Below are 13,828 nucleotides of genomic sequence, written 5' to 3'. Positions count from 1 at the left end.
AACGGAGGGAATGGATTGTTCAACCACACCACGGTTTTACTCCATGAGACTGTCGATGGACTGAACATTCGTCCTGACGGCATATATGTGGATTGCACTCTTGGAGGCGCAGGACACAGTGAGTATTTGGTCCAACAGCTTTCCGATGAAGGTCATCTGTTCTGTTTTGATCAGGACATGACGGCACTCGAGCACGCAAAGGAAAAGCTGAAAGATTATGTACATAGAATCACTTTTATACACGCGAACTTCAAGGATATCAAAAGTGAACTTGAAGAGCGGGGGATTGAAAAAGTCGATGGCATTCTTTATGACCTCGGCGTTTCATCTCCTCAGCTGGATACGCCTGAACGTGGATTCAGCTATCATAACGATGCTCCGCTTGATATGCGGATGGACCAAAGCGCTTCTCTAAGCGCATATGAAGTTGTAAATGAATGGGCTTTTGAAGATTTGGTACGGATTTTCTACCGCTACGGAGAAGAGAAATTCTCCAAACAAATCGCGAGGAAAATAGAGGCTGCCAGAAACAAAGCGCCAATCGAAACTACCGGCCAGCTAGTGGAATGCATAAAAGACGGTATTCCTGCGTTTGCCCGAAGAACAGGCGGACATCCCGCGAAACGTGTTTTCCAGGCAATTCGTATAGCGGTCAATGATGAACTTGGGGCAGCTGAAACTTCCTTGCAGGATGCCATTACACTATTGGCTCCAAAAGGACGAATCAGTGTCATAACTTTCCACTCGCTGGAAGACCGACTTTGTAAGACGATTTTCAAGGAAGCTTCATCACTTCCTGAATTACCGCCAAATTTCCCAGTAATTCCATCAGGACAAGAGCCAATGCTGAAGCTGATTACAAGAAAACCAATCCTAGCTTCGGAAGAAGAATTGGCGCATAACAATCGATCACGCTCAGCAAAATTGAGAATCGCAGAAAAAATCAGAGAATAAGGACGTGTTTTTATGGCGTTGAATGCAAGAAAAGAAACCTATATCCAACAGCCGGCCGTTCCTCACATTCCGAATCAACAGCCGGTCAGAAAAAAGGGCCTTATTACAAAAGGCGAAAAAGTATTGTATCTTTCTTTCCTGGCTGTATTCGTTTTGTGCGCATTGCTGGTTCTTCAAAATCAAGCCACTATTCAGGCGACCACCCATGAAATTCAAACAATTGAAAATGATATTAGTGAAATTCAGAAACAAAATACGGACTTGACAGTGCAAGTAAGTGAACTATCTACATATGAGCGCATTTGGGCAAAAGCGAAAGAGCTTGGCTTGAAAATGGATGAGCAAAATGTAAAAGTAGTGGTGCCTGGGCAATGAAGAAGAAGTTTCGATTTCAATGGGGAGCCTTTCTGCTGTTTTTAGTTTTCGCAGGGCTCTTTTTCCTTTTATTGGCAAGAATTGTAACTATTCAGGCGACAGGACAGGTCGAAGGTCAGGAATTGGCCGCCAAAGCTGCCGCCAAATATAGCCAGGAAGAAGTGCTTACGGCGGAACGGGGAAAAATTCTCGACCGCAGCGGAGAAATTATTGCAGAAGATACGCTGTCTTATAAACTTGTTGCTGTAGTAGATGAAAAGGCCACTCAAAAGACGAGTGACCCACGCCATGTGACGGATATCAATTTAACAGCTGATATCCTTTCAAAATATATTGAAACGCCAAGAGAAAAAATTTATGAAACATTAAAACAAGGGCAGGAAGCTGGCCGTTACCAGGTTGAATTCGGGTCTGCCGGACGGGAAATCAGCCACACCCAAATGCTCGAGATGAAAGAAGAAGAGCTGCCGGGCGTCCTGTTTATCCAAAACCTTAAGCGTTTATATCCCAATGGAGTATTCGCTTCCCATTTAATCGGTTTTGCAATGAAAGAAGAGCTGGAAAATGGGGATATGGTGACGAAAGGGAAAATGGGGCTTGAATTGATTTATGATGATATTTTAACCGGTGAAAACGGGAAAGTGGAGTTTGACACTGATAAATGGGGCTTTTTGCTGCCCAACAGTGAATCGGCTGTCACGCCGGCAGTTGATGGAGCCGATATCAAATTGACACTGGATAAGACATTGGAGAACTTTTTGGAAGATGCCATGTCTTCAGTTCAGGAAGAATATGATCCAAAACGGATGATCGCTTTGATCGCGAATCCTAAAACGGGTGAAATACTGGCGATGTCACAACGTCCTTCATTCAATCCGAATACACGTGAAGGCCTATCAGACAACTGGCTTAACGAAAGTATCCAACTGACCATCGAACCGGGTTCGCCGATGAAGATGTTCACATTGGCTGCAGCGGTTGAAGAAGGGAAATGGAATCCGAATGCCACGTACCAGTCGGGATCCTATCAATTCGGCAACACGGTCATAGGAGATCATAACGGAAGAAAAGGCTGGGGCACCATCAGTTATCTGGAAGGTTTCCAGCGCTCTTCGAACGTATCTATGGCTTATCTGCTCGAACGCATCGGACCTGATACGTTCATGAATTACATCGACGCTTTCGGTTTCGGCAAAAAGACGGGCATCGATCTCCCGGGAGAAGCGGCAGGAAAAATCCTTGATGAACGGGAAATCAATAAACTGACTTTGACATTCGGTCAGGGATCCACCGTTACACCTATCCAAATGATTCAGGCAACGACAGCTTTTGCCAACGATGGCGTAATGATGAAACCATATATTATAGACGAAATAAAAAATCGGGACACTGGCGAAGTTACATTAAAAGGTAAGCCTGAAGAGGCAGGACAGCCGATTTCAGCTGAAACGGCCAAGATTGTCCGTGATGTAATGGCTTCGACTGTAACTGCTGAAGAAGGTTCCGGTAAACGTTTTGCTCTGCAGGATTACACAGTTGCAGGTAAAACCGGTACTGCTCAGATACCAGGCGATGATGGCCGATATATGACCGGAAAAGATAATTATCTTTTCTCGTTTGTGGGCATGGCGCCTGCTGAAGATCCTGAACTGGTCATGTATGTCGGGGTACAACAACCGAATATGGATGTGACTGAACATGGCTCAAAACCTGTTGCAGATATTTTCACTTCAGTAATGGAGAACGGTTTGAAGTATTTAAACATCGAACCGGAAGATATTGAAGAAACGCCTGTTGTCGAAATCGGCGATTATGCCGGTAAAACATCTGATGAAGTTGCGGCGGAATTGGGTTCACGAAACATTAAAGTAGCCACCACTGGAAGTGCTGGAGAAATCAGTGCCCAGTACCCTGAAAAAGGGGAAATGCTGCTGGCCGGCGGGACGGTCATCCTGCAAACTGAAGGAGAGACTGTTTTACCGGACTTCAAAGGCTGGTCTAAACGGGAATTGCTTGCTTTTCAGGCTCTCAGCGGATTATCATTGGAAATTGTGGGACAGGGTTATGCAGTGAATCAGAGCTTGTCGGCAGGAGTGAAAATTGCCGAAGGTGAACCTGTAGTGGTCCGTCTTCAGACTCCTGAAGATTCCTATAAAGTCCAAATGACTGATGGGCCTGAGGGCATCCCTGAAGAAGAAAATACTGAAGAAATAATTACAGAAGATACATCTGAATAGGAAGATGTTTAAAGGAGAAAACTAATGGACGTTTACTTATTACTCGGATTTGGAATTGCTTTATTGTTAACTGCCGGATTGATGCCTGTTTTCATCCCGTTGCTTCAACGGATGAAATTCGGGCAGAGCATCCGCGAAGAAGGCCCAGAATCGCATATGAAAAAAACAGGGACGCCGACCATGGGGGGACTTGTATTTCTCATAGCCATCATTTTGACGGCATTTGGGGTAGCCTTTTTCACAGATTTATTGACAGTGGAACTGATGATTCTTTTATTGGTGCTGTTCGGTTATGGGCTCATCGGGTTCCTCGATGACTTTATCAAAGTTGTGCTGAAGCGCAATCTTGGTTTGACATCTTTGCAAAAGCTTATCGCTCAGATTGTCATAGCTGTTGTTTCATTCCTGTTATTGGGCATGATAGAATTCGATACAGGATTAGTTATTCCATTTACTGACATTTCTATTGAGCTGTCAGGCTTGTATGTATTGTTCATCATATTCTGGCTGGTCGGTTTCTCGAATGCCGTCAACCTGACAGATGGCTTGGATGGTTTGGTGGCTGGAACAGCTTCAATCGCCTTTGCCGCTTTTGGAGTCTTGGCTATCAGACAGGACGAAAACGCGATTGCTCTATTCACTTTCATCACAGCCGGAGCGTTAATCGGCTTCCTTATCTTCAATAAATACCCTGCAAAAGTATTTATGGGTGATACAGGATCCCTTGCCTTGGGCGGTGCACTGGCAATGGTATCGATTCTCCTGAAACAGGAATTGCTGCTATTGTTGATCGGTCTTGTGTTTGTAATTGAAACGGCTTCAGTCATACTGCAGGTCGGCAGCTTCAAATTAAGAAAAAAACGCATATTCAAAATGAGTCCGATCCATCACCATTTCGAATTGAGCGGCTGGTCTGAATGGAAAGTCGTTACGGTGTTTTGGCTCGTTGGCTTGATTGCCGCGATTATTGCCGTTGTTTTGGAGGTCATGTAAATGAAAGAGTTAGTACAGGTTCATCAAAAAAAGGTATTGGTTCTCGGACTGGCGAAAAGCGGTTTTACAGCTGCCCGGCTTTTGCATAAACTCGGCGCCTTTGTAACAGTGAATGATGCCAAGCCATTTGAAGAAAATCCCGAAGCGCAAGAGTTATTGAATCTGGGTGTAACGGTCATTTGTGGCCGCCATCCGGAAGATTTACTGGATGAAGGATTCGAACTTCTCGTTAAAAACCCGGGTATTCCGTATACCAATCCAATGATTCGCGCTGCGGAAGAAAAAGGGATTCCAGTTTGGACTGAAATAGAGCTTGCATATAAGATCAGTGAAGCTCCATTTATCGGGATTACAGGATCGAACGGCAAAACGACTACTACGACACTTCTTTTCCATATGCTGAATCAGGATGAAAAGAAACCTTTGATAGCGGGGAATATTGGGACAGTGGCCAGCGGCGTTGCGGAACATGCGGAAGCTGATAATGTGATTGTCACCGAATTATCTTCTTTCCAATTGAAAGGAACGGAATCGTTCCGTCCGCGCATCGCCATCATCACGAATCTTTATGAAGCGCATCTTGATTACCACGGTACAAAAGAGGATTACGAAGCATCAAAAATGAAATTGACACAAAATCAGACATCCGAAGATTATTTCATCTATAATGCCGATCAGCCTCACTTGGCGGCTTACGCCCAAAAATGCAAAGCTCAGCTCATCCCTTTTACATTGAAAGGGAAAACGGAAGAAAGCATCAGCGCAGATGACGAATACGTCTATTGGCAAGGGAAAAAGCTGATTGACCGTTCCGAAATTATGCTCGGTGGACAGCATAACCTTGAAAATATTTTAGCGGCAGCGGCAGCTGCACTCCTATGGGGAGGAACGGAAGAAACCATTATCCGTGTACTGTCGTCATTTACAGGAGTCAAGCACCGTTCGCAATTCGTCGTTAACTGGAAAGGCCGCAAATTCTACAACGATTCAAAGGCCACAAATGCGCTGGCAACGAAAAGCGCATTGGAAGCTTTCCCCGGCAATATCGTGTTATTAGCTGGCGGTCTTGAACGCAATCATTCGCTGGAAGAATTAAGGCCTTATATGAATAGAGTGAAGGCCCTTGTAACATTCGGTGAAACTTCCGACCGGTTCGGGGAATTCGCAGCCGATTGCGGTGTGCAGCGAGTTGAAAAGGTCTCAGACATGCTCAGCGCAGTAGAAAAAGCTGTAAGCCATTCTGAAAACGGCGACACGATTCTTTTATCGCCGGCTTGCGCAAGCTGGGACCAATACGAAAATTTTGAAATCCGTGGAGATGCTTTCATCGAAGCGGTAAGAAAAGTGACGGAAGCTTAGAAAAGCGACAGCGGCCGCTCAGCTCCGACAAGCGTAAGACGATTTGGCGAAGCGGCATGTTTTCAGCCGCACAGCCAAAGTGGCTTACGACTCGAGGAGTTGGCCGCTAAGTCTGGACACCGAGAAAAGCGAAAGCGGCCGCTCAGCTCTGTGAGGCATAAGACATCCAGATCATAAAGAAAGGAGCAGCAATTATGGATAAAGTGATTGATATAGAAGAACGCATCCCCACGCTTCGTGAGCGTCGGCGAAAAAGAACCAATCGCAAATTCCTGGCATTGCTGTTCATTTTTCTGATTATATTGATGGTCTTGGTTTACAGCCAGACAAAATACAGTAAAATCCAATCCATTACAGTAAACGGAGAGGACTTGTATGAGGAAACGGAATACATCACAGCGAGCAAGCTGGATGTCGGCGATTCGATGTGGTCTTTCAATACTGAAGAAGTGGCGGGAGATATTTCAGAGCTTGACTGGGTCAAAAATGCCTCGGCAGACAAAAAATGGCTGACGGGTGTAGAGATTACAGTAGAAGAATATCCAGCCATCGGTTATTTGGAAAAAGAAGCAGGCTATCAGAAATTATTGGCCAATGGCTACGCGGTTGAATTGCCTGTGGATAAAGTGGATGGCCCCATCTTCACTAATTTTGAAACCGAAGAAACACGGCTCGAACTTTCATCGCAATTGGAGCAGCTTGATCCTGAAGTTTCGAATATGCTGTCACAGCTTATCTTGACTGAAGGCGAAACAGCATCAGCCAATATCACTTTATACATGACTGACGGCAATGAAATCCGTGCAAAATTGAACAGTCTTGCGGAAAAACTTGATTATTACCCTTCACTGACTGCCCAGCTGGAAGATGGCCAAAAAGGCGTTTTTGATATGGAAGTCGGCATAACATTCCGCTCCTATGATGACGTCTATGGCCCGCCGAAGGAGGTCGTGGAAGATGAAGAAACCGAACAGCCGTAAGCGGGAGAACGTCAGCAAATCCATCATTTTCTCTCTTGTGTTTTTGGTTCTCGGTTTCATCCTCTCCTATTCCTACAGTCTTTCACAGTCCAACGATGGCGGTGATAACTTTGCTGCAAATTCACAATTCGAAAAGGAAGTAAAGTTCCGTGAAGAATTGATCGAACAGCAGGAGCGCAATAAGACGCTGCGGGAAGAAATGCAGTCGAAGCAGGATGTATTGCAGGAGTTTGAAAGTGAATTTTCATCCGGCCAGGAAAACTACAGTGAAATTGCTGCGGAAGCAGAAAAACTGCGGCGCTACGTCGGTTTGATGCCAGTCGAAGGAGAAGGGCTGAAAATTATCCTGGAAGACGGAGAATACGGGTCGCAAACTGTAAATCCGAATGATTATATTGTCCATGAGAGCCATGTTTTTCAGGTGATCCACGAGATGTATATTTCCGGGGCGGAAGCAGTCGCGGTAAACGGCCAGCGGATTCATTCGAATTCTACGATCGTTTGCACGGGACCGGTCATTGAAGTCGATGGAGTGAAATACCCAGCGCCATTTACGATTGAAGCAATCGGCAAACCCGAAGTGCTCGCAGCTTCTTTGGAGCTGCCGGGTGGAGTCCTCGATCAGCTGGTCAACGATAATATCGTCGTCACAATGGACGAGGGCTTGGATATAACAATGCCTGCCCTTTTGTCGGAATCATGATTGAGGGGGGAGTTGCATGAAAAAGAAAGTTATTTCCCGGTTTACGATGATTTTATTCGTCATCGGCCTGATGACCGCCATCCAGTTTAATACCGTCAACGAACCAGATTCAAGGGATACTCGGGATGTTTGGGAAATCAGACAGGAATTAGCAAGGGAAAAGCAGCTTCACTCTGAGTTATTATCAGAAATCGGTACATTGGATGAAACATTATCAAAATATGAAAAAGCAGCAAATGACAGTCCTGAACAAGTTTTAAAAGAAACAGTGGAAGTGCTGCGGCAGGATGCCGGTCTGACTGAAATAACTGGTCCGGGCCTCGAAGTACATATCGAACCTTCACAGGAAGCGATAGTTACGGGTCAAAATATAGAACAGATTTCACCGGCTCTGTTGATCCGGTTTGTTAACGAGATCAACAGATTCAAAGGGATCGAGCTGTCAATAGATGGAAAAAGGATGATCAACACAAGCCCTATCCGTGATATTAACGGACGGACTACGATCAACGGCAAGCCGATCGGTACACCGCCTTTTAAGATGAAAATTGCGGCAGGTACACTGGACAATGCAGAGAAACTTTCCAATCATCTAAAAGCATCTCCAATACTGGATAATTTTTATATCGACAATTTTTCAGTGAATGTGATGGAGCCGCAGGAAGAAATTACAGTAGAAGGCTACGACGGCGAGCTTGAGCTCGAATATTTAGAAGCGGCGGAGGAGGAATAGCGGTGTGGCTTTCAATTTTAGGGCTGATTCTTGGCTTATCACTTGGCCTGTTGACAGATATACGGATACCGCCGGAATACGCCAATTATTTGTCAATCGCAGTTCTTGCCGCTTTGGACACTCTCTTCGGAGGCATTAGAGCTCATCTGCAGCAGGTCTACGATGACAAAGTTTTTGTTTCAGGATTTTTCTTCAATATTTTGCTGGCAGCCGGGCTGGCATTTCTCGGAGTCCATCTTGGAGTCGATCTGTATCTCGCAGCGATTTTCGCTTTCGGGGTCAGGTTATTCCAGAACATTGCAGTTATCCGGCGCATATTACTCAGCAAATGGACAGAAAAAAAGAGTGTCCGGGAATCAGTTTGAATTTTCTGATGAAATGAAAAAATATTGCATCAAATTACTTAGACAAGGTGTATAATTTACAATAGAATAATAATAACTGGAATAAAATAAGGAGGTGCCACGAATTGAGCCAATCAGAATTGTATGTAAGTTTAGATATCGGGTCTTCGTCGGTTAAAGTATTGATCGGAGAAATGGCGAATAAATCGTTGCACGTCATCGGTGTAGGGAACGTAAAATCCAAAGGCATTAAAAAAGGTGCTATCGTTGATATAGATGCGACTGTGCAATCTATCAAAAAAGCTGTCGATCAGGCTGAACGGATGATCGGCAAATCTATTCACGAAGTGGTATTGGGCATTCCCGCAAATAAGATGATGCTGCAAAGCGTTAAAGGTGTAGTCGCAGTAAACAGTGAAAACCGTGAAATTACGGATGATGATATGGATCGGGTGCTCGAAGCTGCACAGGTTATGTCTATTCCCCCAGAACGCGAATTGGTGAATATCATTCCTGAGCAATATATCGTGGACCATTTGGATGAAATTAAAGATCCGCGGGGTATGATTGGGATTCGCCTTGAGATGGATGGTACAATGGTGACAACATCCAAGACGATTTTACATAATGTTCTGCGATGCGTGGAAAGAGCCGGTCTTCAAATCCGGGATATTTATCCACAACCGCTCGCAGCAGGATATTATGCACTGACAGAGGATGAGAAAAATCATGGCACCGCCTGCATCGATATTGGGGGGGGATCAACATCCATCGCTATTTTCCAGGATGGCCATCTTGTAGCATCAACAGTCATTCCTGTCGGCGGCGACCATGTGACAAAGGATCTTTCCATTGTTCTGAAAACGCCTACAGACCAAGCTGAAAAGATTAAACTTGAATATGGTCATGCTTTCTACGATAATGCATCTGAAGACGAATTATTCGAGGTCCCGGTAATCGGATCTGATACGAAAGAGCAATACAGTCAGAAATACATATCTGAAATAATCGGAGTTCGCCTGGAAGAACTTTTCGAATTGATTTTGGATGAATTTTACCGCCTTGGTGTTCAGGACCTTCCAGGAGGCGTCGTTTTAACAGGCGGCATGGCGAAGCTTGAAGGCCTTCCTGAATTGGCGCGCAACATTCTGCAGACGCGTGTGCGTTTGTTCACTCCTGAATATATCGGAGTAAGGGAACCGCAATACACGACTTCTGTCGGCTTGATCCAATACGCTTATATGGAAGACGTTTTCTACGGGCGCATTGGAAGCGGCGCTGCACTCGGCACCCAGCAAAAAGTCGAGCAGGAACCGAAGCCGCAGAAGCAGAGACAGCAAAAACAGCCAAAAGAGAACGGCGATGGCGTCGTTACAAAAGCCAAAAAAATGTTTGACAGATTTTTTGAATAAAGAAATGCGGAAGTACAGTTTCACTTCCCCAAAACCGCTTAATCTTAAAACGTATACTTTCTTGAGCTTAAAAAAACATTGCATCATGCTTACTCACAGAGCAGAGCAATTTTAGGAGGAAAAAGAATGTTGGAATTTGATACAACAGTAGATGCTATGGCAGTAATTAAAGTTATCGGTGTCGGTGGCGGCGGAAATAACGCTGTTAACCGCATGATTGAACACGGAGTAAAAGGTGTCGAATTTATCGCGGTAAACACGGATGCTCAGGCATTGAACCTTTCAAAAGCTGAAGTCCGCCTTCAAATCGGCGGTAAATTGACGCGTGGACTTGGTGCAGGCGCAAATCCGGAAGTCGGTAAAAAAGCGGCTGAAGAAAGCAAGGAACAGATTGAAGAAGCATTGCGCGGAGCCGATATGGTATTCGTAACTGCCGGTATGGGCGGCGGTACAGGTACTGGTGCAGCTCCTGTAATCGCAGGAATCGCTAAAGAACTTGGCGCTTTGACTGTTGGTGTTGTGACGCGTCCATTCACATTTGAAGGACGCAAGCGTTCCACTCAGGCAATCGGCGGTATTGGCCAGATGAAAGAATCAGTCGATACGTTGATCGTCATCCCGAATGACCGTCTTCTTGAAATCGTCGATAAAAACACACCTATGCTTGAAGCGTTCAGAGAAGCTGACAACGTACTTCGCCAAGGTGTTCAGGGCATCTCGGACCTGATTGCAGTGCCTGGACTTATCAACCTTGACTTTGCGGATGTGAAAACGATCATGTCGAATAAAGGTTCAGCATTGATGGGGATCGGTGTTTCTTCAGGTGAAAACCGTGCTTCTGAAGCTGCTAAAAAAGCGGTATCCAGCCCGTTATTGGAAGTATCAGTCGATGGCGCGAAAGGTGTTCTCATGAATATCACTGGCGGATCGAATCTTAGCCTTTATGAAGTTCAGGAAGCAGCCGATATCGTCGCATCTGCGTCTGATGAAGATGTGAACATGATTTTCGGATCGGTGATCAATGATAATTTGAAAGATGAAATCGTTGTTACGGTTATCGCTACAGGATTCAACGAAGAACAGCTTCAGCCAAGAACACCTAGAGGCTCAGGTTTGAATACAAGCCGTGTCCAATCGATCCAGCAGCAGCAAGCTCCACAGCCGACGCTGCGCGAAGCGCGCCGCGAAGATCAACGCCGTGAAGAACAGGCGCCGGTTTATCAGCAGGAGCCTGTACGCCAGGAAAAACCACAGGATGATGCACTCGATATCCCTACTTTCCTGCGCAACAGACAAAAACGACGTTAATCCACACAGCTGCCAAATTGGCAGCTGTTTTTTTCTGTAAAATGGCGTAATTGATAAATAACTGCAGACTTGGTACAATTAACTGAACATCCAGGAAAAGTTGTGAATATATGAAACCTATCAAACCAGTTTATGAAAATATAAAAGAAGAATTGGATTCCATCCGGGAAGGCATCAACCTGATCGCTGTCACAAAACAGGTCGGAATCGAACGCACGAAGGAAGCGATTGAAGCCGGCATCCAGCATTTAGGGGAAAATCGTCCTGAAGGATTTCAAAAGAAATTCGAAGCGATTCAGCATGGAGCGGAATGGCATTTCATCGGCAATCTTCAAAGCCGGAAAGTTAAGGAAATCATCAATGATATCGATTATCTGCATTCATTGGACCGTTTAAGTCTTGCAAAAGAGATTCAAAAACGTGCAGAGCATGTCATCGATTGTTTTGTTCAAGTAAATGTGTCGAAAGAAGACAGCAAAAGCGGAATCCTTCCGGAAGATACGCTTGATTTCATCAAAACATTGGAGCATTATGATAAAATTAATGTAGTAGGCTTAATGACAATGGCCCCGAATGTCGAAGATGAAGAAGTCTTGAGAAAAGTGTTCCGTGACTTGAAGGCTTTGCAGCTGGATGTCGCTGAACGGGAATGGCCGCATGCCCCGTGCACAGAAACTTCAATGGGCATGTCCAATGATTATTTGATAGCAGCGCAGGAAGGGGCGACTTTTGTTCGCATCGGGACTGCATTAATAGGTTCAGAAAGTGAGGCAGAATGATGAGCATTAAAAATTCATTCAAAAATTTCTTTTATTTAGAGGAATATGAAGAAGATCAGCCGCAGCAGCAAAACCAGCAGGCTCCGCGCCAAGAACAGTCAGCCAGCCCTGAAATCCGCAAATCACCAAAAGAGCGACGCCAAAAGGCGACTGAAGCTAATGTCCCTAATTTGGTAAGCCTGCAGACTGCTGCTTCCAAATCTTCAAAGGTTCACTTGGCAGAACCGCGTGTTTACGCAGAAGCTCAGGATATTGCAGAACATTTGAAAAGCAAACGTGCTGTTGTCGTAAATCTGCAGCGCATCGAAAAAAGCCAAGGTCTTCGTATCATCGATTTTCTGAGTGGCACAGTTTATGCACTTGGCGGCGATATCCAGCGAATCGGAACGGATATTTTCCTTTGCGTGCCGGATACTGTGGAAGTTGATGGAGCCATTTCCGATTTCTACTACGATGAAGAACAATAAAAGAGGTGCATAATTAACTGATGGCATATATTGAACTGTTTATTTTAACTGCTGTAAATATCTACTTTTATCTAATAATCGCCAGTGTCCTGATGAGCTGGATTCCAAGTATCAAAGAATCCCGGTTCGGACAATTTATTACAAGTTTGACGGATCCCTATCTTGATATTTTCAGAAAGTTCATCCCGCCGCTTGGCATGATTGACATTTCACCTATCATCGCCATTTACACATTGCTATTAGCGAGCAGAGGGATTTCAGTATTATTCGGAATGCTTTAACCATAAACCTCACGTAAAGTGGGGTTTTTTTCTTGATAAAAGATTAGTTCGGAAAGGAGCAGCCCAATGGATTCCATATTTCAGCATTTCAGAAAAGAAGAACAGCAATTCATCGAACAGGTATCCGGCTGGATGAATGAAGTCGAAGACCGCTATACGCCTAAACTTACGGACTTTCTGGATCCCCGTGAGCGATTCATCGTTAAATCGGTGCTTGGGTCAAATGAAATCCGGATGGAATCACGCGGTTTGTTTCCGGATGCAGAACGGCAACGGGTTTTATTATACCCTTCCTATTACCAACCTACCGACGAAGATTTTAATATAACTGTCTTCGAATTAAAATATCCGGTGAAATTCGTCACACTGCGCCATCCAGATATCCTTGGAGCGCTGATGTCTGTGGGACTCGACCGCAGCAAATTCGGCGACATCCGGATCGACGGCGAAAAGATCCAATTTGCAGTGGCGGATGAAGTGAGTTTGTATCTGCAAACCAATTTCGTTTCAGCGGCAAAAGTGAAAGTGCAATTGATCGAAGTGGAAGACGTTGCCGAAATGATCACAGCGACGGAAGAATGGCATGAAGAATCCCATACCGTCAGTTCGATGCGGCTCGATACTGTGATGAGTTCGGTCTATAATATTTCGCGCCAAAAAGCTGCCGCTTTGATTCATGGAGGCAAGGTGAAAGTGAATTGGACGGTGCAGGAACAGCCGTCATTCGAATTGCATGAGTCGGATATGATTTCGTCGAGGGGATTCGGCCGGATCAAGGTCCTCATGATTGAAGGCAGAACGAAGAAAGATAAAGTACGGCTGCAGATCGGACGTTTGGAACAACGGAAATAGCCCGCGCATGGAATATTAAAAATTATACTGATATTTCATGCAATGGGCGGT

Annotated in this window: 15 protein-coding genes; all 15 read left to right on the top strand. The window is 45.0% G+C overall.

Annotated features, from left to right (window positions below):
• Positions 1-15: 15 nt before the first annotated feature.
• Positions 16-954, top strand: a complete 939-nt coding sequence (gene rsmH / locus AC2Q9J_RS02580; RefSeq protein WP_499036915.1) for a 16S rRNA (cytosine(1402)-N(4))-methyltransferase RsmH — start codon at positions 16-18, stop codon at positions 952-954.
• A gap of 12 nt (positions 955-966) precedes the next feature.
• Positions 967-1,329 carry a cell division protein FtsL gene (gene ftsL, locus AC2Q9J_RS02575; protein WP_499036914.1) on the top strand — a complete coding sequence of 121 codons (363 nt, stop codon included), beginning with the start codon at positions 967-969 and terminating at the stop codon, positions 1,327-1,329.
• Complete coding sequence (locus AC2Q9J_RS02570) at positions 1,326-3,566, top strand: penicillin-binding transpeptidase domain-containing protein (RefSeq protein ID WP_499036912.1); 2,241 nt, start codon at positions 1,326-1,328, stop codon at positions 3,564-3,566. The genes ftsL and AC2Q9J_RS02570 overlap by 4 nt, the downstream gene beginning before the upstream one ends.
• Before the next feature lie 24 nt (positions 3,567-3,590).
• Complete coding sequence (gene mraY / locus AC2Q9J_RS02565; protein ID WP_084244988.1) at positions 3,591-4,559, top strand: phospho-N-acetylmuramoyl-pentapeptide-transferase; 969 nt, start codon at positions 3,591-3,593, stop codon at positions 4,557-4,559.
• The gene (gene murD, locus AC2Q9J_RS02560; RefSeq protein ID WP_499036910.1) at positions 4,560-5,918 is read left to right on the top strand and encodes a UDP-N-acetylmuramoyl-L-alanine--D-glutamate ligase; all 1,359 of its coding nucleotides are present in this window, start codon (positions 4,560-4,562) and stop codon (positions 5,916-5,918) included.
• A gap of 194 nt (positions 5,919-6,112) precedes the next feature.
• Positions 6,113-6,898 (top strand): cell division protein FtsQ/DivIB, encoded by a 786-nt coding sequence (locus AC2Q9J_RS02555; protein WP_084244992.1) that lies wholly within the window; start codon positions 6,113-6,115, stop codon positions 6,896-6,898.
• Positions 6,876-7,601 (top strand): DUF881 domain-containing protein, encoded by a 726-nt coding sequence (locus tag AC2Q9J_RS02550; RefSeq protein ID WP_282020766.1) that lies wholly within the window; start codon positions 6,876-6,878, stop codon positions 7,599-7,601. The genes AC2Q9J_RS02555 and AC2Q9J_RS02550 overlap by 23 nt, the downstream gene beginning before the upstream one ends.
• A gap of 16 nt (positions 7,602-7,617) precedes the next feature.
• Entirely contained in the window at positions 7,618-8,334 is a 717-nt protein-coding gene (locus AC2Q9J_RS02545; RefSeq protein ID WP_282020765.1) for a DUF881 domain-containing protein, read from the top strand.
• Between the two features lie 2 nt (positions 8,335-8,336).
• Positions 8,337-8,699 carry a small basic family protein gene (locus tag AC2Q9J_RS02540; RefSeq protein WP_084244998.1) on the top strand — a complete coding sequence of 121 codons (363 nt, stop codon included), beginning with the start codon at positions 8,337-8,339 and terminating at the stop codon, positions 8,697-8,699.
• 104 nt (positions 8,700-8,803) lie between these two features.
• On the top strand, positions 8,804-10,090 hold the full coding sequence (gene ftsA / locus AC2Q9J_RS02535; RefSeq protein WP_499036907.1) for a cell division protein FtsA: 1,287 nt from the start codon (positions 8,804-8,806) through the stop codon (positions 10,088-10,090).
• 126 nt (positions 10,091-10,216) lie between these two features.
• Entirely contained in the window at positions 10,217-11,398 is a 1,182-nt protein-coding gene (gene ftsZ, locus AC2Q9J_RS02530; protein WP_499036905.1) for a cell division protein FtsZ, read from the top strand.
• 110 nt (positions 11,399-11,508) lie between these two features.
• Positions 11,509-12,177, top strand: a complete 669-nt coding sequence (locus AC2Q9J_RS02525; RefSeq protein ID WP_281862904.1) for a YggS family pyridoxal phosphate-dependent enzyme — start codon at positions 11,509-11,511, stop codon at positions 12,175-12,177.
• Positions 12,177-12,644, top strand: coding sequence for a cell division protein SepF (locus AC2Q9J_RS02520; RefSeq protein WP_499036903.1), 468 nt, complete (start codon positions 12,177-12,179; stop codon positions 12,642-12,644). Before AC2Q9J_RS02525 ends, AC2Q9J_RS02520 begins: the two co-directional genes overlap by 1 nt.
• A gap of 20 nt (positions 12,645-12,664) precedes the next feature.
• Positions 12,665-12,925: a YggT family protein gene (locus AC2Q9J_RS02515; RefSeq protein WP_341201758.1), complete on the top strand. Its 261-nt coding sequence runs from the start codon at positions 12,665-12,667 to the stop codon at positions 12,923-12,925.
• Positions 12,926-12,991: 66 nt separating this feature from the next.
• Positions 12,992-13,777 carry a YlmH family RNA-binding protein gene (locus AC2Q9J_RS02510; protein ID WP_499036901.1) on the top strand — a complete coding sequence of 262 codons (786 nt, stop codon included), beginning with the start codon at positions 12,992-12,994 and terminating at the stop codon, positions 13,775-13,777.
• Positions 13,778-13,828: the final 51 nt, after the last annotated feature.

The organism is Planococcus sp. RAB007_Raresut (assembly GCF_057369535.1).
The sequence above is the reverse complement of the archived record's forward strand: the minus strand, read 5'-3'. Positions and strand labels throughout refer to the sequence as shown.